The following is a 22,018-nucleotide window of genomic DNA, read 5'->3' on the forward strand; positions in this document are numbered from 1 at the left end:
GGGCATTTTGATTAATAGTGATTTTTATATTGTTGATTTTCCTGTCGATAATAAACTTCTCAAATGCACAACTTCTTTTAAGGAATTAAACCTTTGGCGGAATATTCGTATTTGCAGCAATAATCTTGAAATCTCAATAGGTCCTTTAATGATAATCGTTTCCGATTCCAATGTTTAGTCAAAAAGGTTTATGTTGGAAAAATTGAAGAATATTGAATAACCTATAGAAATCGGATTCATTCCTTTAAAAGGATTTACTGCGTGCATCCCAAAGGGAAATCCCGGGCAAGCATGGAAACCATAACAAGCTAGCGCTTGTTGGTTTTTTGTTTTCATCCTATAAAGGGATTCACTGCGTGCATCCCAATGGGAAATCCCGGGCAAACATGGAAACCATAACAAGCTAGCGCTTGTTGTTTTTTAGTTTCCATCCCAAAAAAGGATTCACTGCGTGCATCCCAATGGGAAATCCCGGGCAAACATGGAAACCATAACAAGCTAGCGCTTGTTGTTTTTTTGTTTCCATCCTAAAAAAGGATTCACTACGTGCATCCCAAAAAGTTATCCCGGGCAAGCATGGAAACCATAACAAGCTAGCGCTTGTTGTTTTTTTGTTTTCTTTCGCCTCTTTGAAGTAAACTTCAGAGGCTACAAAAAACAAAAAACCCACAACTTTCGTTGTGGGTTTCCTTTTGCGGAGAAAGAGGAAATTGAACCTTTTATATCCCAATATGACTTAACCGTAATAGAATAGGGGTTTAAGTCAATATACATGGATAAAATATATCCTAATTATACCTCCAAAACATATTTAAATATATCTTTACTGTCACCAAAACTGTCACCTATAAATAAATTGGTAACGATGAGATATACTTTTAACTTAAAAAACCCCAAAGACAATAAACCTACATTAATTTACTTTTCCACTTACTTTAAAATGGAAAACAAAAAATTTGTGTACTCAACTGGCGAAAGTATCCTGCCAAGTGAATGGGATTTTCAATTGCGTCAACCAAACGATATAACAGGTAGATCCGCCAGGGCCCAAAACCATCGTTCTATAAAAATGCAATTAGACAGGTATTCCAACTATTTTTTAGAGCTTGTAAATCGATTTAAGCACATAGGGGAGGAGTTGGACATTGAAACTACAAGAAACCATTTCAACACCCACTTTAAAAAAACAAAACCATTATCCAATAAATTTTTTGAAGTATATGAAGTTTTTTTGGAATCAAAACGAAACGATTTTTCCGGTAATGCCAATTCGCCTAGTACTATTAAAAGGTATGATTACAATAAGAAGTTGTTGAAAATGTTTCAAGACCACAGTAAAAAATCAATTAATATCAACAAACTCGATTTAGAGTTTTACAATGCCTTTATAAATTATTGTGTTACCAAGAAAAATCATTCAGCCAACACCCTGCGAAGAAATGTTGGTCTATTTAAGACTTTTATGAATTGGGCTTTAGAAAATGAATATACCTACAATACAGACTTTAAAAAGTTTAAATCTCCTTCCCCTCAAGCCACGGAGGAAGTAGCACTGACCTTAGACCAGGTAAAGATGCTTTATGAACATGATTTGTCAAAAACCCGAAAGTTGGAAAGGGTAAGGGATTTATTCGTGTTTGGCTGCGCAACGGGAATGCGAATCAGTAATTATTCAAGTGTTAAAAAAGAAGACATTATTAATGGGCACATTCAGGTAGTAGATGTTAAAAACAAAACCAAAAACCTTAAAATCCCATTGAATGATTTTTCCTTGGCCATCTTGGAAAAGTATAATTATGAACTGCCAAAAATTTCAACCCAAAAATTTAACAAGTATATAAAGGATGTGTTTATTGCAGCAGAATTTAACGACATGGTAAAAAGAACAACGAGGATAGGGAATGTAGTTACAGAGTCTACGGAGGAATTTAACCAAAGGGTTTCCTCACATACAGCTCGTCGAAGCTTTATAACCATAATGAAAAATAAAAAAATACCTGACAAGATAATTATGGAGTTTACAGGTCATCGTAGTTTGGAGGTTTTCAATAAATACTACAAACCCAATGAAGATGACAAGAAAGAGTTTATGACTAACGTTTGGAGCCTAAATCACTAACTGCTATTTATTATGGAAGGAGATAACAATCAACCAAAATTTGACCTCTCAGAGTTATATAAAAATGCATTAAAAGGTGCAATAGCTCAAGATGAAAATAAATCATTAAAAGCAAAAATCCAGCTTCTTGAAGAAACCATCGAGCATCTACAGAAAGATAATGATAGTTTAAGAAAGAAGGGGCTGGAGTCTTATAAGGAGTACCTCGACCTGAAGGGGGAGAAGGAAATGGCAGAGAGAAAGGTCCAAAATCTTACCTCGGAAAACAAAATAATGTCGAAATTTTTAGCGAGGAGGGATTACATATATGTGACCCAGTTTAACGAATTGTACTGGGGCGACAATTATCCGGCACTAAAAGTATTATTTGATTTTTTACAAAAAATGAGCTGTTTGGAAATCGGTTGGAGTTATTTCTGCCATAATATGTGTTTGGGAAACAAAGAACCTATCAACCTTAATACCACTATGTTGAACAAGAAGGAATTAGGCTACCTATTGTCCCAAATTAAGAGGTTTTTCAGCACTGAAATCCAGGGTTCACTTCCAAAATACAAAACATGGTTACAAGAAAAAATATCTATTGACAATTGTTTGATCAATGAAGACTTTATTAAAAACTATTTGCGCGACTACAATAGAGGTAAAAAAATGGTGTCCAAAAATACTCAGGAAATTGATTTAATTATCCTTAAAATATCTGATCGGTACTATTAAAAGATAATAATTAAGACAAAAAAATTCCAAATTGAGTCAAAGTTGAGTGATTTACAGCGAGAACACTTAATAAAACAATTTAACACCCTCAAAAACAGTATGTTACAAATATATGGCATTTAACATATTCCTATTTTTCCCTTTTTTCATTCTTATAAATCTTTGCCGTAGGCTTTCAGGGAGAAGGCCATAACAGTAAAATTTATAAACATGAAAAAACTTATTATTACAAGTGCTGAAGAATTAGCGTACATCGTGGATAAATCCATAGGTGACCGCATGGATGGTTTAACCCAACTCATCCATCAAAAGATTAACCCTCCAAAGAAAAAGGCTACGGTAAAAGAGGTGGCCGTACGTTTAAACGTAACAGAGCTAACCGTTAGAAATTACATTTCCCGTGGTATCATTAAGGCTGACAAAATCGGTAGACGCATTTTAATAGACCTTGAAGCCCTGGAGGAAGCCCTAAAGGAAGTTAAATCATTAAAATACCGAAGATAATGATAACTTTATTAAGCACCCCTGAGTTGGTCACTGACAATGTATTGTATAGGATAAATAAGCTAATTGAGCATATCCAATTTCTAAAAAGTAGGTACCCTGAGGATCGGGAAGCAAACAAACAATTTGATTGGATCATAAATGAGCTGAATATCATTAGAAACTTGGCTTTATATAATCCAAGATTTGGATGGACTACAGTACAACGAGAAATGGACAGGATTTTCAAAGTGGACCCAACTATTACAGGCTATAACTTATTCCTCGATTTTATATTCACTGACAACCCAAAAAGACCAATAATTCACGGATTAATATCAAAAAAATGAAAAATTCAAATTACATAAGAATAGGCACCGAGTATTACAAACAAGGCGAAGTGCCGTTACACAGTGGGGATACCTACAAAACCCTACTAAAATGGCGTAAATCGGAAATCATTACTGATGAAGGCAAGGAATATATGGATACCATAGAAAAGTATGATGGATTCTGTCTTATCCCTTCGCATACGGAATATCAACGGTGCATTAAGAATTTCTATAACAAGTACGAAAAATTGGAGCATAAATTTGAACCCGGTGATTTCCCAATGACCAAGGTGTTCTTAATCCATATTTTTGGTGAGCAGTATGAGTTGGGCATGGACTATTTAACCATTCTATGGAGGCATCCTACCCAAATATTGCCCATTCTATGCCTAGTAAGTGAAGAACGGAAAACCGGCAAAACCACTTTCCTAAATTGGCTAAAGCTTATTTTTCAAGGCAATATGACCATTAATAAAAATGAGGACTTTAGAAGCCGTTTTAATTCCGATTGGGCAGACAAGCTCATTGTGTCGGTAGACGAGGTCCTATTGGATAAAAAAGAGGATAGCGAGCGAATTAAGAACCTTTCTACTGCAGTTACCTACAAAACAGAATCAAAAGGAGTGGATAAAGTGGAATCCTATTTTTTTGGGAAATTTATTCTATGCTCCAATAATGAAGATAATTTTATTCAGATTGACTCAAGTGAAATCCGCTATTGGATAAGAAAGGTACCCGCCCTAAAGGATGAGGGAGAAAACCCTGACCTAATGCAAGATCTAAAAATGGAATTACCGTTTTTCATGCACTATTTAAACCATCGGGAGATATTTTCTAAAAGAAACACACGTATGTGGTTCACCAAGGATCAAATTTATACGGAAGCCCTAGGTAGATTGGTTTCTGGCAACAGAACCTTTGTGAATAGGGAAATAGAAGAAATATTGTTGGATGACTTCATAAAATTTGAAGCCAAGGAATTAAAATATTCTTTAAGTGATCTTGTGGAAAAATTAAGTAAGAATAATATCAGAGTATCCTCTACAAAAGTTTCCGAGGTGCTAAGGAATAATTTTGGGCTGGAAAGTAAAAATGGCTCTTACAGTAAACACTATCTCGCATTGGTACCTCCTAATAATACATATATAGTGGAGGAAACAAAACAAAAGGGTAGGTATTATACCTTTTTAAAGGAAGATTATATGGATAGCCCGATTTAGTTGTTGAATTGTTGAAGTCCTATTAAAAGTGCTTATAAACAGACAGTTATAAGGCTTCATTGATTCAACTTCAAGTCAACTACCCTAAAATTTACCAGTACCTTTTTTAAATATTTAGGTTTAGCAAACTCTACTTGTAGTAAACTTGTTGAATAAATGTACTCTCCTAAAAGATTCATTATTAAGTTATTACGTATATATTCAACCAATCAACAGTAAATAGACAACCTTCCTGTAACTTTAGGTAGTTCAGCCTACTTGCTGCTCACATTAAAATATTATTTGCTTTAACTATAATAGCCAAGCTCCTATGGTAGTTACATATGGTGAAGGCTATGGTTAATAAGTGTTACACCTATGGTGTAACCGTGGTGAGCCTGTGGTTACAACAAAGTGCTAAAATGCTTATTTTCAGTATTTTAAAGTTTTGTTTCGTATGATTGTACATGATTATGGTTTGGTTAGCCTATGGTGAAGCCCGTGGTGAAAGGTATGGTTAGCCTATGGTGCAACTGTGGTGAAGGCTATGGTGAGCCTGTGGTGAATCTGTAGTGAAGCCTATGGTTATCTTGGTTTATACGAAAGTAATAAAGTGCTTATTATCATGGTTTTACGTGTTATTTTGTATGATTTTACATAATTAATGTATGATTAACCTGTGGTGAAGGCAAGGGTTAAGGGGCGGCGACATGGTGGTGCTTACATACTGTCTTTTAATGATCAAAAGCAGTAATTCAACGGATATTATCGAAATTCATCGATTAAGCAAATAGCAAATCCAATATTTGCTATCTTAGAAGATTGATAGCAATACCGTCGGTTGTAGTATTCCCCCCTCTTTACGCCAAGAATATTATATATAAATAAATAGGAATTATAGTATATTTTGTATAGTGACATACTATGATCTCCGTACGTTGGTACTAAGCATGACTGAAAGCGAATACTTCTCGTTGAAAAATAAAGGTTGGACTGAATTTGGCTGTGGCTCAACAGATATAGAATTAATTACCATAGCGTCGGAAATTGGAAATCTTTTAAAGCATCCTAATGGACAAATTGTTTATACCTTAAAACCAAAATTAGAGAGTGAAGCTCTTAAAGGGACTTTTAGCAATATACACGGATATGGTGATTTTCCTTTCCATACAGATACTGCATTTTACAAGAAACCAGCACGATATATCTTGATGCATTCAGTTAGACCTAGTATTTGTGATACCACAGTACTATCTAAAATTGCCCTATGGGACCTATTGACATATTCAGATAAAAAAAATGCAGAAAGAGCTATCTACCTTGTAAATACAAATAGGGAAAAATATTATACCTCATTAATTTTCAGAGACAATAAAATTGAAGGAATTAAATATGACCCTTCATGTATGCTACCATTTAATAAATTTGCCAAAGACTTTGATCTGACCTTTAAAGAAATTCTAACAGAAACAAGCCCCAACTGTATTAAATGGACCGAAAACAAAACATTAATCATTGACAATTGGAAGTGTTTGCACGGTAGAAAATCAGTAGAAAAAGACTGCAATAGAGAATTAAAAAGAATTTACATTAATTAATTATTTATGAGCTGGGAAAGAGAACCATTATTTACTAAAGCTAAATTGTACTTTGAAAAAGCGTATAACGAAGATAAAGAGGAAACTTATTTCGGGCTTTGGTGCGCTATGGGCTTAGAATTATTAGCTCGTTCTGCGGTTTCTCACGTCAGTCCGACTTTATTAGCAGAACCTGATAGGGATCATCAGCACTTACTGCATGCCTTAGGGTTAGGCTCAGTTAAGTCTCCACGAAAATCTCTAGCCACCATTAATATTCTATCATTATGCAAAACTTTAATTACTGATTTTACTGATGCAAATTTTAAAATAGCTTCTGCGATTATTAATAGAAGAAATGAAGAGGTTCATTCAGGGGCAGCGGCATTTGAAGAATATCCAACACAACAATGGATAGCAGGATTTTACAAATGCTGTAAAATACTTTGCGAGTTTCAAGGTGAATCATTAAACTCATTGTTCGGACAAGATATTCAAAAAGAAGCTGAATTAATTCTTGCCGATATTGAAGAAGAAGTTATCGGGAAAACTCAAAATCAAATTGCAGCACATAGAAGGGTTTTTAATGGCAAAAACAAAGAAAAGAAGGAGGAGTTAAAAGACTTAGCTAACAAAAATGGATATATATTGTCTTATAAAGGATATCATAAAGTAATTTGTCCATCTTGCAATTGTACGGCAACAGTTTTTGGCAAACCCTTTGGCAAACAAAATGTAGTAAATAATGAAGATGAAATAATTGTTCGCCAATCAATATTGCCAACTAAATTTAACTGTATCGCTTGTGAGCTTAAATTGGATGGATATAGCTCACTAAATGCGGCAGGAATTGCTAATCATTATACAAGAAAAAACACATATAGTCCAGAAGAATATTATGATATGATTAATCCTGATGATTCGGATACGATAACCGAACGCTATAATGAGTTAAACCCCCCGGATGATTGGGGTTGGAATAATGAGTAATTAACCCTAACAATTGCCAAAATTCGTTGTGCAGGGCTTAAAAAAATAGTAACCTCCACAAGGTCAAGGCGTTTTTACTTTAGGGCAGTTCAAGCGCCAAAAAAAATTTCAAAAGTGATAAATAAACGTGTAAAATATCAAAACCCATAAAACATTTATTAATTCGGACTAATTAGATATCTTTAATTTTTATATAAAATTTAGCATATTCACTTTTTACATGGCAAAAAATACAGTAAAGGCAGATATAGATTTTGAAAAAGAACTTTGGGATGCAGCAAACGAATTAAGAGGGGCCGTATCGGAGAACAACTATAAAAACTACATTCTACCACTAGTCTTCCTAAAACACCTTAGTGAGCGATACGAGATCGTGTATGAAGAGCTAACCCAGGAACTGAAAGATCCAAAGTCCGATTACTACACCACCGACCAAGAGGAAATTAATTACGTACTGGAAGACCAAGACGAGTATCGCTCCCGAAATACCTTTAAAATTCCAAAAACGGCATCTTGGCAGTATTTAAAAGATAATGCGGAGCAAGATGATATAAAGGTCATTGTGGATGCTGCTTTTGATGTAATTCAAGAACTGCTTACTGCTTACAACCCGCAATTGAATAACCTATTGCCACGTATTTTTGTACGAAGCGAGTTATCTCCCAAGCAAACAGGGGGCATCATAAACTTATTGTCACATCCCAAGTTTTCAGAAAAGGAAAATCCAGAAAGCGATATTTTGGGTCGTATATATGAATATTATATAGGGCGTTTTGCCATGGCGGAAGGTTCCGGTGCAGGTCAATTCTTTACACCGGGTAGTATCGTAAGGCTTTTGGTAGAATTATTGGAGCCATATAGGGGTAGAATTTTTGACGCTGCCTGTGGTAGTGGTGGAATGTTTGTACAGAGCTTGAAGTTCATTAAGGAACATGGAGGTGATAAAACGGATATTTCCATATATGGTCAGGAAATGACCGCCCAAACTCTGCGATTGTGCTTAATGAATTTGTTGCTGCGCGATCTATCTTTTGATATTAAATTGGGCAACTCTCTCTTAGATGATAAATTCCCCGATTTAAAAGCTGATTATATCCTTGCCAACCCTCCATTTAACGTGAGCAACTGGCACCCAGAAGATTTGCCCGATGGAGATCCCCGACTATTTGGACCCAAGGAAGAATTCACAACGGATGGTTCTGCCAATTATATGTGGATGCAAACCTTTTGGCATCATTTAAGTATTACGGGTACAGCCGGTATTGTAATGGCAAATGGCGCAATGACCTCTAACAGCAAAGGTGAAAAAAATGTACGCCAACATATGGTTGAGAATGGTATGATAGATTGTATTGTGCGAATGCCAGATAAGTTGTTTTTAACGACTGGTATACCTGCTTGCCTATTTATACTTAGTAAAAACCGTGATGGTAAAGATGGTGAACATAGGGAACGCACTAATGAAATATTGTTTTTAGACGCTGCCAAAATGGGAACCATGGCCAGCCGAAAACTTCGTGTGTTTTCTGATGAAGATGTTACTCTAATTGCCGACACCTACCACAATTGGCGTATTACGGGAAAAACCTATGAAGATATAGACGGATTTTGTAAAGCTGCTACCTTGGAAGAGGTACAAAACCAAGATTATAAACTGACTCCAGGTATTTATGTAGGCACAGAGGCTGAAGAAGATGATGGTATACTGTTTGAAGAAAAAATAGAGGTTTTAAAAGCAGAACTTTTAGAGCAGTTAGAAACCGGGAAAAAATTAAATAAACAGATTCTGGCAAATTTTGATAAACTATAATGAACATACCATACAACTGGAATAATTATAAGCTTAGTGATATAGCCCACGTTCAAACTGGACCTTTCGGAAGTCAATTGCATCAAGAGGATTATATAGATGGTGGTACACCTTTAGTTACTGTTAAGAATCTAGGTGCGAGACGAATTAGTAGAAATAATCTTGATGGAGTATCAGATGACGATAAGAAAAGATTATCCCGCTACATTATGAGAAGAGGTGATATTATTTTTAGTCGAGTAGGAGCTAATATTGACCGAACAAGTTTAGTTACTGAAGATGAAGATGGATGGATCTTTTCAAGTAGTACACTTAGAGCGAGATTGCATGATGAATCCGTTTCAAGTACTTTCTTAATCTATCTTTTTCATACTCCAAATTTTAAGAATTTAATGAGAACTATTGCAGTCGGGGCAACAAGACCTTCATTGAATTCTCAAATACTTAAGGATATTTCTATTACTCTCCCGCCCCTCCCAGAACAAAAAGCCATAGCCCCCATCCTTTCTACTTTAGACGATAAAATAGAGAACAACCTAGCCATGAACAAAACCTTGGAAGATATGGCAATGGCACTCTACAAACATTGGTTTGTGGATTTTGGCCCTTTTAAGGACGGTGAATTTGTAGACTCCGAATTAGGGTTGATACCGAAAGGGTGGGAGGTGAAGAAGCTGGTAAATTTCGTAAATCTAACTATGGGTCAATCACCCAAATCTGAATTTTATAATGATAGCAATGCAGGCTTACCTTTTCATCAAGGTGTTTCCGATTATGGTTTGCGCTTTCCTGAAGATAAAAAATATTCAACTTTTGGAAATAGATTAGCCTTAAAAGGAGATATTTTATTTAGTGTTAGAGCACCGGTAGGGAGAATAAACATTGCAAAAAACAAAATAATTTTAGGTCGTGGGTTAGCTTCAATGCGAATGGATGGAAACAGTAATTTTTTATTTTATGCTTTAAAGAATATGTTTTCTTCAGAAGACATGATTGGTTCTGGAACCGTATTTAATTCTGTAAATAAAACAGAATTACAAAATTTGAAATTCATAATTCCTAGTAAATCAATTCTTGAAAAATTTAGTGACGTAATCCAGCCAATGGATTTCCTTTATTATACTAACAGTAATAATAACCAAACCCTTACCCAACTAAGGGATACCTTATTACCTAAACTTATTAGCGGAGAGGTCCGTTTAAATGAATTTAAAGAAACCTTAGCCAACGTACTATGATCAACTTTACCGAAGCTGCCGTACAAAATGCCGCCCTGAACTGGCTTCAGGAATTAGGCTATACCCACATGCAGGGCAATAGCTTAACTAGAGATCTTAAAAAGGTTGTTTTGGAAGAGGAGCTTCGTGGTTTTTTACAACGTACTTATTCAGATGTTCCTGCAACGGCCATAAATGAGGCCATGGCAAGTTTTACCCAACACCAAGGGATGGATACGGATTACCGTAACCGTGACTTTCATCGGAAATGCACACAAGGTATCTCCGTAAGTTGGAAAGATGCCCAGGGCAAAGAAAACGCCAAGCATATATACCCCATAGATTATGAAAATGCAGAAAACAATAGTTTTATCTGTGCAGATGAAGTAAATATTATAGGTCAAAATGCCCGTCGCACAGATGTAATAATTTTCATTAACGGTTTGCCCTTAGTAGTTTTTGAGTTTAAAAATTTGTTCGACAAAAATGTAGGCGTAGAAAATGCCTATGGACAAATAGGGCATTATCGTAAAGATATTCCCCAATTGTTCGATTACAATGCCATTACTATAGTTTCGGACGGTCTGGAAGCCTTGCACGGCATGTACAACGCCTCGTTCAAATGGTTTGCTCCCTGGAAAAGTTTACTTGGCGATGATACGGAGCAAAATCAAGACTTACAGTTAGAAACACTATTAAAAGGCCTATTCCCCAAAGAAACTATACTGAACTATATTCAGAACTTCATTTTTCATGAGGACCACAATGGTAAGATCATAAAAAAAGGAGCCAAATACCACCAGTATTGGGGCATTACTAAAGCGGTAACATCGGCATTGGAAAATATAAAACCACAGGGAGATGGTAGATTAGGAGTAATCTGGCATACACAGGGGTCTGGAAAAAGTATATCCATGGCCATACTTACCGGAATTTTACGCCAATTGCCACAGTTAAAAAATCCTACCATTATTATTCAAGTAGATCGCAATGATCTGGACCAGCAATTGTACGAGAATTTTGTACTCTGCAAGGATTTGGTAGGAGACGTACAGCACGCCACAACCACGGACGAATTAAGGAGCTTGTTAAGTAGTGATGGTGGAGGGGTTATATTTACCACCATAGAGAAATTTCGCCTTAAAGAGCTGGAAAACGGAAAAGAAGTAAGTCACCCTGTGCTTTCCGAACGCTACAATTTAATAGTAATGGCGGATGAAGCCCATCGTACCCAATATGGTTTTAATGATGGTGGTTTTGCGCAGAATATTAGGAAAGCAGTTCCCAACGCTTCCTTTATTGGGTTTACAGGAACACCGGTAGATGGTAAAGATGCGGATACCGAACAAGTTTTTGGTAAAACAATTCATACCTATGATATTAAACAGGCAGTAGAAGATGGTGCTACGGTGCCTATATATTACGAACCCAAAATGGTGCCCTTAAATATAAAGGCCAAATTTACCCAGGAACTAGAAGAGGTAGTCGAGGGGGAAGAAGAACAGACTAATCCCGTGTGGGCTGCAATTGAAGACGCAGCTGGTTCCAAGGATAGGGTTGAACGGGTTGCTAAGGACATTTTAACGCACTTTAATGCCCGAATTGAAACCTTGGACGGCAAAGCCATGATCGTCTGTATGAGCCGCCGTAATTGCGTAAAAATGTACGATGCTCTTATGGCCTTGAACAATTGTCCTGAAATAGCGGTAATCATGACCGGTAATATCGGCAAAGATCCTGAATCTTGGAATCCGCACGTTCGTACCAAAGATAATATGGATGCTATTAAAAAGCGTTTCCGAACACCCGAAGATCCGTTAAAAATGGTAATCGTACGCGATATGTGGCTTACAGGCTTTGATGCCCCTTGTGCCCATACGATGTACGTGGATAAAATAATGAAAGGCCATAACCTTATGCAGGCAATTGCCAGGGTAAACCGCGTGTTTGAAGATAAACCAAATGGTTTGGTGGTAGATTTTATAGGTATATCTGGATATTTGGCAGAGGCCACTAAAAAATACACCGGCAGTGGAGGAGAAGGTAAACCCACCATTGATTTGGATGCTGCAGTAGTCTTGTGTCTTGAACAATGTGCCACAACCAAGGATTTATTGGGCGGATTTGTGTTGGAAGAAATTGAAGCGCTTTCAGAAATCGAACTAATGCAATGGTCCAACTCCATCTTAAATAATTTATTACGTTCTGATGATATCACGGATACCTTCCTAAAAGAAGAACGAAAACTTACCGAATTAATGGCGATGACCAATTCGGATCCCAAAATTTGGAAAATTCAGGAGGAAGTGGCTGTAATACAAAAATTCCGAGTATTGGTACGTAAAGTAAAAAGTCCACCAGGCCCACAACGCCAAAAGAACGAACGTATAAAGGATTTGATAAGCAAAAGTATTGCTTCCCAAGAAATAGTAGACCTGGCTAAAATGTATGGCTTGGACAAAATTGATATTTCCATAATCGATGATCGTTTTCAGGCAATTGTAAAGGAAAAAGGAGGGGAAAACATAAAAATTGAATTGCTTCGCCGTATTATCAATGATGAACTAAAAGTTCGGATGGTCAAAAACATTCGAAAAATGACAAGCCTAAAGGATGAACTGGAAAAAGTATTGGGCAAGTACCATAAGAACAGTATGGATTCTATAGCTGCTATAAAGCATCTATTGGACATTGCTCAAGAATTTCAGCAAGACGATATCAGAACAAAGCAACTAGGGCTTACAGAGGACGAATTGGCTTTTTATGACCTCCTTTCCGCCAACGAAAAATTATTGAACGTAAAGGGTCCTATTCAAGATCTTGTGCATTCTGTGGTAGCATCGGTTAAGAAAAATCTACAGTTGGATTGGACCAAGAAAGAAGATGCACGTGCTGCCATTAGGTTAGCTGTTAAAAAGGAATTAAGGGGCAAGGTACCATTCTCTGATTTGGATAAACTATTAAAAGAAGTTGTTGAACAGGCAGAGGGGCAGTATAAGGATTGGCCGTTGATGGGGGCTTAAAGCAAAAGAAAATATAATACTTACCTAAATAGTGTTTGAGATATCAGGTATTTATAGACGAGTTACAAAGCTAAAGTTAATATGTTTTTGGATTTAATACATCTGTTTAATAAAAATCAAATTGGAGGAAGAACACCTCTTGAAGATTTTAATACAGAAGCTTTTGCTAACATACTTAAGATGTACCCAGAAATTTGCGATGATTTTTGTAAAAATTTTTTACAGCTACCAGAAGATCGATATTCAATTAAAACCCAATATCATCAGGCTATTAATACAGTTGACCCTAATTGCATTATTGATTTAGTTTTTATAGGTGAAAAAAATGTGTGTTATATGGAAAATAAAGTAGAATCCACAGAAGGACACAAACAACTATTAAGATACGTTTTAGCACTAAATGAACATCATCCAGAAAAACAAAAATATTTAATCTATTGCACAAAACATTCTGACCCAAAAGTAATTGATGAAAAAGGATTTTTTTTCAACCAATTTAGATGGTATCAAATTGCTAAGTTTCTAAAATCTTTTAAAGAAAATCCATTAATTAAATCTTATTTAGAATTTTTAAGCACTTATAAAATGAGCCAAGACAATACCCTAAAAAGCGAAAACTTAATTGCAATGGAAAATATGAGAAAAACCATTGAAATTGCTGAATTCCATATTGAAAACAGCAAATATCATTTTATAAAAAAATTTGGTTATACAAGTCTAAATAAAAATTTTAATTGGGATCAAATAAAATTAAATAATAGGGTATGTTATTATGTTGAGAAGGCCTTGAATTCGGTAACAGGTAAATGGTCTGAAATTCTATATTCTATAGATTTTGATAATTTAAAGATGATAGTACAGATTTATGTAGATAAGCAGCACGAATGCTATAAAAGTTTTAACAACTTAATTTCATCAAAAAATTTAAATAAAGTTGAATTTGAATTTGGATCAGCAATCCAACTGCAAGAGGATTTAGGTAAATTTTTGAATAATGAACATGCAGATATTCTGATACAAGAATGGTTTATAGAAAGTTTTAATCAATTACAGAAGTTTATTGAGGAGAATAACGAACTGGATTGGAATTTAAATACATGAAGATACTAAAAGCATCTGAAACACTCAATTTCTGTACAACCATCATTCACTTTGGATGATAAGTTTAAAATTTAATCACTAATTTGGTTTAATACAATTTAAGCTCGAAAATGATAAGTACTCTGTGATTGGTTGTTGCCTATAATTATGAATGCACTGCTTTCTATAAAGGGAGGGGCAATCGTATGATAGTCTAGTACAAGACCCACAAGAAATTTTTGGATAAAATATATGCTGAATAATAAGTTTCGTTTAATAAAATTGACTCTAAGCAAAAATCCCATATTTTCTGATATTGAGATAGAGTTTGTCGATTATGAGGATTCAGATCCAGTCCCATATATATCTTTGTTAATTGGTCCAAATGGAACAGGGAAAAGTAACCTTCTAAGATTTTTATTTGACATATTTAGGCAAATTTATGATATACAGAATGGTCACGTACAAAGTCGTATTAATGGTGATTTTTTTATTGAATATTCTATAGGTTCAGACATCTATGTTTACTCAAACAGTAAAGGTTACACTGACCATAAGATAGAGCAAAATCGATCACGAAATAAAAATTTTATTATATCGAAAAACTATGAAGACATTGAAATTTCAGAACTTGCTATTCCTGAAGCTATTTTAGCTTCCTCAATAATGGTAACTGATAAATTCTATTTTGATAAGGACAACAAGTATCCTTTTTACAGTTATTTAGGAGTAAGGACATCTGCGAATCAATCAGGTACATTAAGCTACATTAGGAGCTCTATAGACTTAATGATAAATAGTGCATCAAGAAATAGAGAAGAGTTTATAAAAAAATTTAATAAAATATTAAATGTGCTTGAGTTTGATAATAGAATATCAGTACAATATAAAATTTCATATAAAGATAAGTTTCTTAGTGGTGATTTGACAAAGGATAAATTCATACATATATTCAAAAACTGGAAAGAATATTTCCCTAAGAGAAGTACACCACCATTTGGCTACAGCAGATTATTAACTCTTGATAAGGAAGGTTCGAATAAAATTGAGCAGATTGTGTCTTTTCTTAGGAATGTTCGTTCCAAAGGACTAATTACAACCAAAAAAAAATCAAAAGTTGAAGTGCTCTCCTATGAAATAATGGATTTCACAATTTCTGCTACTGATTATGATATGATATCGGAGCTTAATAAGCTAGATATTTTAAGAACTCCAAGTATAACATTTTATAAACAGGGTATTGAACTAGGTTACAAGGAATCAAGTAGTGGTGAACAACATATAATAACCACTCTTATTGGATTGATTTCTAAAGTAAAAGATGGAAGTTTAATACTATTAGATGAACCAGAAATTAGTCTTCATCCAAATTGGCAAATGAGATTTATAAATGAATTTATAATTGAATTATTTAGAGAATATAAATCGTGTCATTTTATAATTGCATCTCATTCCCATTTCTTAGTTTCTGATGTAAGAGGTAATTCATCAAAAATAGTAGGTTTAAGAAAAGTGGATAATAAAATTGAAACTATAGATTTTGAGAATGTAAATACTTTTGGATGGTCTGCTGAAGAGATTTTGTATGAAATATTTAAGGTTAAATCTACTAGGAACACATATGTTGAAAGTGACTTAATACAACTATTGGATATTGTTAACAAAGATTCAAAAAATTGGAAAACTTTAAATGCAATCCTAGATAGATTAAACAGCTTAAGTTTAAGTAAGAACGACCCTACGAATATTATAATTGAAAAGGGTATTAAATACTTGGATAAAAGAAATGCTTAACCTACAAAATAGAATTTCGTTATCTAAAGACTCTAAACTCAAACTGAAAGAGTTTTTAAAGAATAAAGCAGGAGTGCTTGATTCGAAATCTTGGACATTGATTCATTCAAGGGTAAAAAATGACATATCTAGTAAACTGCTATATAACCAAAATTTAAGATGTGCCTATTGTCAGAGATATTTGTACAGTACAGTGCCTCAAATAGATCATTTTGCCCATAAAGCTGCATACCCTCAATTTACATTTATCACTACAAATTTGTTTTATGCCTGTAATTATTGCAATTCAAGTGGTATTAAAGGTCAAAAAAATACTATTGCCGTTCTTGACAATAGATATGATAGAACTAAATTCAATATCCTGCATCCTTATTATGATGACATAGATTCAGAAATTATCTATTCAGATTCAGACAAAATTATTTTTGAACGGGCCAATTGTTCTGCAAAAGGTTTGGCAACAATAAACTTTTTTGATTTTGATGGGTTACCTATGACCTTGTTTAGATCAAACACATTATTACAAGAAAGAAGAAACCCATTATTATTAGAAGATGAAAGGGAATTAATAAATAGATGCATCGCGTACAAGGCTAAATAATAAAACTTGGAAAATGTCTAAACCAATTAAACAACATTATATTCCAATATCGTACCTCAAGAATTTTAGCGAATGTAAAGGTAAAGGTAAATGTTATACAGATGTTTATATATTAAAAGATGAAGTGCTAAGATCCAATATTCCAATTAAGACCATTTGCTATCAAAAGAACTTGTACACACTTAAATCAAAGAATGATGAAAAGAGGTTTGCCCTAGAGCTCTTTTATGCCAATAATATTGATGCCGAATTTCCAAAGATATACAAACTGTTAATTGATAAGAAAACGACCGTTATCTCCAAAGAAGAAAAATTGCATATCTTAAACGTATGCCTATCTCTATATTTTAGAACCCCTAAGAAACTTAACCATAATAATGACTTTACCGATGCGATTTTTGACCGGATAAAACTTTATGCCGATAAGAATGAGATAGTTAAGACCAAAATGTTTGGAGATAAAGAAGAATATCATATTAGTGAGTTAGAAGGAATTAAGGCAGAAACAAAGGAGAAAGCAAAAATTAATTTTCAAATTACGCACTTAAAACAATGGATGGAGTTTGTAAAGTATAAATATGAATGTACAATTAAAGTAGTAGAAATTCAAGATGAAGACGCATCTCTTATTACATCAGATAACCCTGTAATTATAAGAGAAAGTCACACCACTCAATTTAATGGCCTTTTTAACCCAAACAATATTATTACCATGCCATTAGACAGAAAGCATTATTTGGAAATACAACCAAATACTTTGTCAAATAATGAGTATGAAATTCATAGGTATAAACACGATAGAGATTATGTGGTTAGTGCAAATGCTATAACCGAAGGTAATGCCGAAAATTTATTAATAGGGTATAACAAGACTTTGAAATGTCATTTTGAATTACAAAAGGAATACGAGGGTAGCTATGGAAATAAATCTATTGACAAAGCAACATACATAGCACAGAGCTTAGCTTTATTATTAAAGCTGATTAATGAAAAAGGAATGGATTCCAAAGAAACTATGGTACAATTAAAATTAATATACCATCATCCATATTTAAAAGGGAATCAAGAAGTTGAAATATTTGTGAATCACTGTAAAGAAAATGGTTGGTGGTGAAACAAAGAACTGTCACCTTATCTGTCACCTACAAAAACAAAGCCCAGTAAACATTAGTCTACGGGGCTTTTAAGCGGAGAAAGAGGGACTATCCAAAATTCAATTTATTCAGTATTCATAGGGGTTTAGAGTTAGTATGATTTTTAACGCACCGAATTACGCACCTTTTATATTTATTTATTCGCATTAATAGGTTTTGGTGTTTTTTAAGTTAAAATGATATCGCACATTCTAATAAATTTGCTTACAGCCAAATCTATGACCAAAATATAACTGCTTAAATCTCCCCATTAATAAAAACTTTGATATTTAGCCGTTTATGGCCATTGGTTAAATATTTTTTTATTCTGTCAAACTCAACTCATTCCCCAACATGCCGTGGAAAAGTTCCCTTCAGGGAATTCCGCTTCATTAAAGGTCTTGGACACAACTTCAAAGATTCCGATTTCCATTGCGCAATTCCCACAATAAAAGCAGGAAACACTTCATTCCCAATCTCCATCTTTATAATCAAGTCCGCTTTAGTTCCTACCTCAAAAGAATATTCCGTTTTCATAGCCCGGTCAGCACATTGCCACTTCATTGCGTTGCACTCCATTCCGGGCAAAGAGCTTCTCTGCAAAAGTCTTGGACACCATCCCCAATTTCTACTTTCCGTTCCGCTTGCCCTTCCCGCGCTGCCAGGAAGCGCGCTTCTCTCCAATATGAAATCGGAAACGGAGTCCGCCCGAACGGAATTGCATTGTTTGCATTCGGTCCCGCTTCCAAAGTTTTCCTACTTCACATGGACTATTAGCCACCCTTCTCGAACCGCCACTGTCCCTACCTTTTTTTGACGGCAAAACAACAACATTCATTCTAGGACGGCGGCATAAACCACTGCGCTATGCTCCACTTTTTATACGCCTTGCCTAGCCTGAATATTGTAACCCAGTAAGCAACAAAAAAAGGTAACAGCGACGGCTCTATGGGAAGTAAATCTAAAACGAATCTTATGAAATCTTACGAAAACATCAAAAAGGAATCGCGACCGAAGTTAAAAAAACAAAAAAAGGAAAACGCTTCGGATATAATAAGTAAATCATTTGAAAAAAACATAAACGTACACCGTCCGAAGGCCAGCCAGACAATTCATTCTGGCAGGGTTAGGGCAGGTAATTGTTAATCCTGTCTGCCGACAAGGCAGGCTTTAAATCTTGTATTATGAGTACTATCAGAAATCATGTTCAGTTGATCGGGAACCTTGGAGAGGACCCCAAAGTAACCATTTTGGAGAGTGGGAAGAAAGTAGCACGTTTTTCGCTCGCCACCAATGAGTATTACAAAAATGAAAAGGGCGAGAAAACCCAAAACACGGAATGGCATTCCGTCGTTGCCTGGGGAAGGGCTGCCAAAATTATCGAGAAATATGCCCGTAAGGGCAATGAAATCGGTGTTGTCGGGAAATTAAAGACCCGAACCTACACTTCGGACGATGGAAACCAACGGTATCTCACCGAGGTGGAAGCCAAAGAGATCCTTTTGTTGGGAACCAGGAACGGCAATGATGCCGAATAAACTTTAAACAAAAGAGGGCGTTCCCGAAATTAAACGCCCTCTTGATCTTTTCATTATCAACTTCAAAAACGAAATTACAATGAGAGCGCAAATTAATGAAATAATTGAGGGATTGCAAAATTTTCACGGTTCGGAAATGTTGTACCAAATCCCATTGATGGGAACCAGATATACTGAAGGAATTAAATATTTGGCCAATGCTGCGGAATGCTATTGGCTAATTACCGATGCTTCGATCATGGCAAAAAGCCTCATGACGATAAGCAGATTTATAACCTTAGACTTCAAAAGGCTATCCCAAGAAAAGCAGGATCATTCTGGATATGAGGCAGAAATAATTTACAGTGATGGCAACGACAATATTCTTGAATCGCACCGGTACCGCATTACGGATTTTCCACTGGACGAATTGCGGTTGTACTTTGTAGACAATACATTGATGCTCCCGAGCGAATATTAAATCCCATGCTATGGTTTATCCTAATTTCACCGATTTGAGCAAAGAAACCCTGGAACGTTTGTTTGTATCTTTCAAAGAAGCGATACGAAATTTATATTCCTGTCAATACACTTTCAGTATTTAATTCAATTGTTCAATTCAACTATTGAAATGGTACGGCCCTTGAAACTCATGGGCCTTTTATTTTGTTACAGCATTGAGGTATTCGTAAAGGTTTCGCCATTTTATTATGGATATCAGGGTATAAATATTTTTTAAATCTTAAAAAACCATAACTGTTTTCAGTTACCATAAAGAGCCCTTAAATTACTATTGAATGGTTCGAAAGTTTGTCACGCTAAAGCGTGACAAAAAGGAGAAGCAAGAGGGTAACGGGCAAGGCCGCGTTACAAAGTCCTTTTTGATTTCAAATTACTGATAATCAGATATTTAAAAATTATGTGATTTTTTTAATTCCGGCAATTTGCGACAAACACCATGTAAACGACCATTTTTAAGAGAGAATTTGCGACAAAACACAAGATTATGGACCCATTTATAGGTATTCGTTTTAAGAAGGAAACCGCGAAGCGTTTCCAGACATTTTCACGTACCCATTTCAAATCCCATACGGAAGCAATGGCCACTATGCTCGATTTTTTCTTCTACAACGAAATATCCCCTAGGGAAAATTTTGGACCGACCGGAAGGACCATTGAACAGTCCTTGAAGAAACGGATCAATGCATCTATCGCGATTATACGGGATATGGAAAAGACCCAGACCAAGCCAACCGTGGCAATGATACAATCCTTGTTTGAAATGGAGGAACCCAAAAAGAAAACTTTGATTTTGGAGAAGAAAAAAGAAGAGGAGAATCAACCAAAATTTCACAAGCGTAATAAATAAAATCTATAAAAAATAGCACTATGTACATCACTATTACGGCCCAAAAACTGGGAGGTTCCTATTCCCCAGGTTCCGCAGGTTTTGTGGATTATCTGGGGAAGGAAAACCTAGGGGTAGAGCATGAAGATTTGGAACATTTTTTTAATCAGTACGGCGATGAAATTTCAGCAGAGGAGGTAGTAAGGGAAATCGATAACAATACCGCTAAATTGGAAAAGACCGAACCAAGGTTTTACTCTATTACCGTGAACCCCTCCAAATATGAACTTAAGGCATTACAAAATCCAAGTGAAGACCTTAAGACATATACCCGGGAACTGATGAAGGATTATGTGGCATCCTTCAACCGGGAGATAAATGGACGGCCCGTTACTGTCGATGATATAAAGTACTATGCCAAGATCGAACATCAACGGACTTTTAAGGGAACGGATAAGCAGATCAGGGAAAATCAACCCTTTGCTACAAAAATACTTGAGATAAGGAATAACATAGGAAAGGTGGAAAATGGCACCCTTGAGGGCAATGTTAAAAAGATGCAAAGACAGATCAACAGATTGGAACGCCAGGCCCCTCACCAACAAAATGGCGAACGGATTGTACAGGGAATGGCCAAGGCTGGCAGCCAAAGCCATATCCATATAGTCATGAGCAGAAAGGATGCTTCCAACTCCTTCAGCTTGTCCCCAGGGAGCAAGTACAAAGCCTCCGAAACGGAGTTGAACGGAAGGATGGTCAAAAGAGGATTTGATAGGGACCGATTTTTTGAACGGGCGGAAAAGACCTTTGATAAGACCTTTGGATACCAAAGAAACTTTTCGGAAAAATACAGTTCCAGAAAGGAGTTTATCAATGATCCGAAAATGTACTTTAATTCCTTGATGAGACTGCCCACTAACGAAAAGGCCATTGCCTTTAAATTGATAAGGGAAACCGGCCTGCCCATAATGGGTAGCATCCCCATCAATAAGGCCCAGATGGCGTTGAAAGTATTCAATAAGCTAAGGCTAGGGGTAGAGGTAGCCGTTAAATCGAGTTCCATTGGAATCTAATCAAA

Annotated in this window: 19 protein-coding genes; 18 read left to right on the forward strand and 1 reads right to left on the reverse strand. The window is 35.5% G+C overall.

What is annotated here, in order from left to right:
* Positions 1 to 940: 940 nt before the first annotated feature.
* The 14 genes from CWD91_RS18170 to CWD91_RS18235 all read left to right on the forward strand — a co-directional run bounded on the left by CWD91_RS18170 (position 941) and on the right by CWD91_RS18235 (position 18,056).
* Entirely contained in the window at positions 941 to 2,119 is a 1,179-nt protein-coding gene (locus CWD91_RS18170; RefSeq protein ID WP_239985854.1) for a tyrosine-type recombinase/integrase, read from the forward strand.
* Positions 2,120 to 2,131: 12 nt separating this feature from the next.
* Positions 2,132 to 2,836, forward strand: coding sequence for a hypothetical protein (locus tag CWD91_RS18175; protein WP_103442405.1), 705 nt, complete (start codon positions 2,132 to 2,134; stop codon positions 2,834 to 2,836).
* Between the two features lie 210 nt (positions 2,837 to 3,046).
* Positions 3,047 to 3,340 carry a helix-turn-helix domain-containing protein gene (locus CWD91_RS18180; RefSeq protein ID WP_103442406.1) on the forward strand — a complete coding sequence of 98 codons (294 nt, stop codon included), beginning with the start codon at positions 3,047 to 3,049 and terminating at the stop codon, positions 3,338 to 3,340.
* Positions 3,340 to 3,669, forward strand: a complete 330-nt coding sequence (locus CWD91_RS18185) for a hypothetical protein (protein WP_103442407.1) — start codon at positions 3,340 to 3,342, stop codon at positions 3,667 to 3,669. The genes CWD91_RS18180 and CWD91_RS18185 overlap by 1 nt, the downstream gene beginning before the upstream one ends.
* On the forward strand, positions 3,666 to 4,871 hold the full coding sequence (locus CWD91_RS18190) for a primase-helicase family protein (RefSeq protein ID WP_103442408.1): 1,206 nt from the start codon (positions 3,666 to 3,668) through the stop codon (positions 4,869 to 4,871). The genes CWD91_RS18185 and CWD91_RS18190 overlap by 4 nt, the downstream gene beginning before the upstream one ends.
* Positions 4,872 to 5,800: 929 nt before the next feature.
* The gene (locus tag CWD91_RS18195; protein ID WP_103442409.1) at positions 5,801 to 6,448 is read left to right on the forward strand and encodes a Fe(II)-2OG oxygenase family protein; all 648 of its coding nucleotides are present in this window, start codon (positions 5,801 to 5,803) and stop codon (positions 6,446 to 6,448) included.
* A gap of 6 nt (positions 6,449 to 6,454) precedes the next feature.
* Positions 6,455 to 7,417 (forward strand): hypothetical protein, encoded by a 963-nt coding sequence (locus tag CWD91_RS18200; RefSeq protein ID WP_103442410.1) that lies wholly within the window; start codon positions 6,455 to 6,457, stop codon positions 7,415 to 7,417.
* Between the two features lie 220 nt (positions 7,418 to 7,637).
* The gene (locus CWD91_RS18205) at positions 7,638 to 9,227 is read left to right on the forward strand and encodes a type I restriction-modification system subunit M (RefSeq protein ID WP_103442411.1); all 1,590 of its coding nucleotides are present in this window, start codon (positions 7,638 to 7,640) and stop codon (positions 9,225 to 9,227) included.
* A complete protein-coding gene (locus tag CWD91_RS18210; RefSeq protein ID WP_103442412.1) occupies positions 9,227 to 10,465 on the forward strand; it encodes a restriction endonuclease subunit S in 1,239 nt (412 codons plus the stop codon). The genes CWD91_RS18205 and CWD91_RS18210 overlap by 1 nt, the downstream gene beginning before the upstream one ends.
* Positions 10,462 to 13,467 carry a type I restriction endonuclease subunit R gene (locus CWD91_RS18215; RefSeq protein WP_103442413.1) on the forward strand — a complete coding sequence of 1,002 codons (3,006 nt, stop codon included), beginning with the start codon at positions 10,462 to 10,464 and terminating at the stop codon, positions 13,465 to 13,467. The genes CWD91_RS18210 and CWD91_RS18215 overlap by 4 nt, the downstream gene beginning before the upstream one ends.
* An 87-nt stretch (positions 13,468 to 13,554) precedes the next feature.
* On the forward strand, positions 13,555 to 14,568 hold the full coding sequence (locus tag CWD91_RS18220) for a PD-(D/E)XK nuclease family protein (protein WP_192877695.1): 1,014 nt from the start codon (positions 13,555 to 13,557) through the stop codon (positions 14,566 to 14,568).
* A 231-nt stretch (positions 14,569 to 14,799) separates the two neighbouring features.
* Positions 14,800 to 16,341, forward strand: coding sequence for an AAA family ATPase (locus tag CWD91_RS18225; protein ID WP_103442415.1), 1,542 nt, complete (start codon positions 14,800 to 14,802; stop codon positions 16,339 to 16,341).
* Positions 16,301 to 16,942 carry a retron system putative HNH endonuclease gene (locus tag CWD91_RS18230; protein ID WP_157943832.1) on the forward strand — a complete coding sequence of 214 codons (642 nt, stop codon included), beginning with the start codon at positions 16,301 to 16,303 and terminating at the stop codon, positions 16,940 to 16,942. The genes CWD91_RS18225 and CWD91_RS18230 overlap by 41 nt, the downstream gene beginning before the upstream one ends.
* 13 nt (positions 16,943 to 16,955) lie before the next feature.
* Positions 16,956 to 18,056, forward strand: a complete 1,101-nt coding sequence (locus CWD91_RS18235) for a DUF4238 domain-containing protein (protein WP_103442417.1) — start codon at positions 16,956 to 16,958, stop codon at positions 18,054 to 18,056.
* A 361-nt stretch (positions 18,057 to 18,417) separates the two neighbouring features.
* On the opposite strand, the gene CWD91_RS22710 is transcribed toward CWD91_RS18235, so the two are convergent.
* Entirely contained in the window at positions 18,418 to 18,759 is a 342-nt protein-coding gene (locus CWD91_RS22710; RefSeq protein ID WP_157943833.1) for a hypothetical protein, read from the reverse strand.
* A gap of 500 nt (positions 18,760 to 19,259) precedes the next feature.
* Here CWD91_RS22710 and CWD91_RS18255 point away from each other — a divergent pair, with 500 nt between their 5' ends.
* The 4 genes from CWD91_RS18255 (at position 19,260) to mobB (ending at position 22,013) form a co-directional block, all read left to right on the forward strand.
* Positions 19,260 to 19,613, forward strand: a complete 354-nt coding sequence (locus CWD91_RS18255) for a single-stranded DNA-binding protein (protein ID WP_103442421.1) — start codon at positions 19,260 to 19,262, stop codon at positions 19,611 to 19,613.
* Positions 19,614 to 19,692: 79 nt separating this feature from the next.
* The gene (locus tag CWD91_RS18260; RefSeq protein ID WP_103442422.1) at positions 19,693 to 20,073 is read left to right on the forward strand and encodes a DUF6876 family protein; all 381 of its coding nucleotides are present in this window, start codon (positions 19,693 to 19,695) and stop codon (positions 20,071 to 20,073) included.
* Between the two features lie 525 nt (positions 20,074 to 20,598).
* On the forward strand, positions 20,599 to 20,961 hold the full coding sequence (locus tag CWD91_RS18265; protein WP_103442423.1) for a BfmA/BtgA family mobilization protein: 363 nt from the start codon (positions 20,599 to 20,601) through the stop codon (positions 20,959 to 20,961).
* Positions 20,962 to 20,981: 20 nt separating this feature from the next.
* Positions 20,982 to 22,013, forward strand: coding sequence for a MobB family relaxase (gene mobB / locus CWD91_RS18270; RefSeq protein WP_103442424.1), 1,032 nt, complete (start codon positions 20,982 to 20,984; stop codon positions 22,011 to 22,013).
* The last annotated feature ends 5 nt before the right edge of the window (positions 22,014 to 22,018 follow it).

Source organism: Arenibacter hampyeongensis, assembly GCF_002909255.1.
Taxonomy (GTDB): domain Bacteria; phylum Bacteroidota; class Bacteroidia; order Flavobacteriales; family Flavobacteriaceae; genus Arenibacter; species Arenibacter hampyeongensis.

Excerpts from the sequence above, each read along its gene's own strand:
- CWD91_RS18170 (WP_239985854.1), top strand. The coding sequence starts at position 941 with ATGGAAAACAAAAAATTTGTGTACTCAACTGGCGAAAGTATCCTGCCA.
- CWD91_RS18175 (WP_103442405.1), top strand. The coding sequence starts at position 2,132 with ATGGAAGGAGATAACAATCAACCAAAATTTGACCTCTCAGAGTTATAT.
- CWD91_RS18180 (WP_103442406.1), top strand. The coding sequence starts at position 3,047 with ATGAAAAAACTTATTATTACAAGTGCTGAAGAATTAGCGTACATCGTG.
- CWD91_RS18185 (WP_103442407.1), top strand. The coding sequence starts at position 3,340 with ATGATAACTTTATTAAGCACCCCTGAGTTGGTCACTGACAATGTATTG.
- CWD91_RS18190 (WP_103442408.1), top strand. The coding sequence starts at position 3,666 with ATGAAAAATTCAAATTACATAAGAATAGGCACCGAGTATTACAAACAA.
- CWD91_RS18195 (WP_103442409.1), top strand. The coding sequence starts at position 5,801 with ATGACTGAAAGCGAATACTTCTCGTTGAAAAATAAAGGTTGGACTGAA.
- CWD91_RS18200 (WP_103442410.1), top strand. The coding sequence starts at position 6,455 with ATGAGCTGGGAAAGAGAACCATTATTTACTAAAGCTAAATTGTACTTT.
- CWD91_RS18205 (WP_103442411.1), top strand. The coding sequence starts at position 7,638 with ATGGCAAAAAATACAGTAAAGGCAGATATAGATTTTGAAAAAGAACTT.
- CWD91_RS18210 (WP_103442412.1), top strand. The coding sequence starts at position 9,227 with ATGAACATACCATACAACTGGAATAATTATAAGCTTAGTGATATAGCC.
- CWD91_RS18215 (WP_103442413.1), top strand. The coding sequence starts at position 10,462 with ATGATCAACTTTACCGAAGCTGCCGTACAAAATGCCGCCCTGAACTGG.
- CWD91_RS18225 (WP_103442415.1), top strand. The coding sequence starts at position 14,800 with ATGCTGAATAATAAGTTTCGTTTAATAAAATTGACTCTAAGCAAAAAT.
- CWD91_RS18235 (WP_103442417.1), top strand. The coding sequence starts at position 16,956 with ATGTCTAAACCAATTAAACAACATTATATTCCAATATCGTACCTCAAG.
- CWD91_RS18255 (WP_103442421.1), top strand. The coding sequence starts at position 19,260 with ATGAGTACTATCAGAAATCATGTTCAGTTGATCGGGAACCTTGGAGAG.
- CWD91_RS18260 (WP_103442422.1), top strand. The coding sequence starts at position 19,693 with ATGAGAGCGCAAATTAATGAAATAATTGAGGGATTGCAAAATTTTCAC.
- CWD91_RS18265 (WP_103442423.1), top strand. The coding sequence starts at position 20,599 with ATGGACCCATTTATAGGTATTCGTTTTAAGAAGGAAACCGCGAAGCGT.
- mobB (WP_103442424.1), top strand. The coding sequence starts at position 20,982 with ATGTACATCACTATTACGGCCCAAAAACTGGGAGGTTCCTATTCCCCA.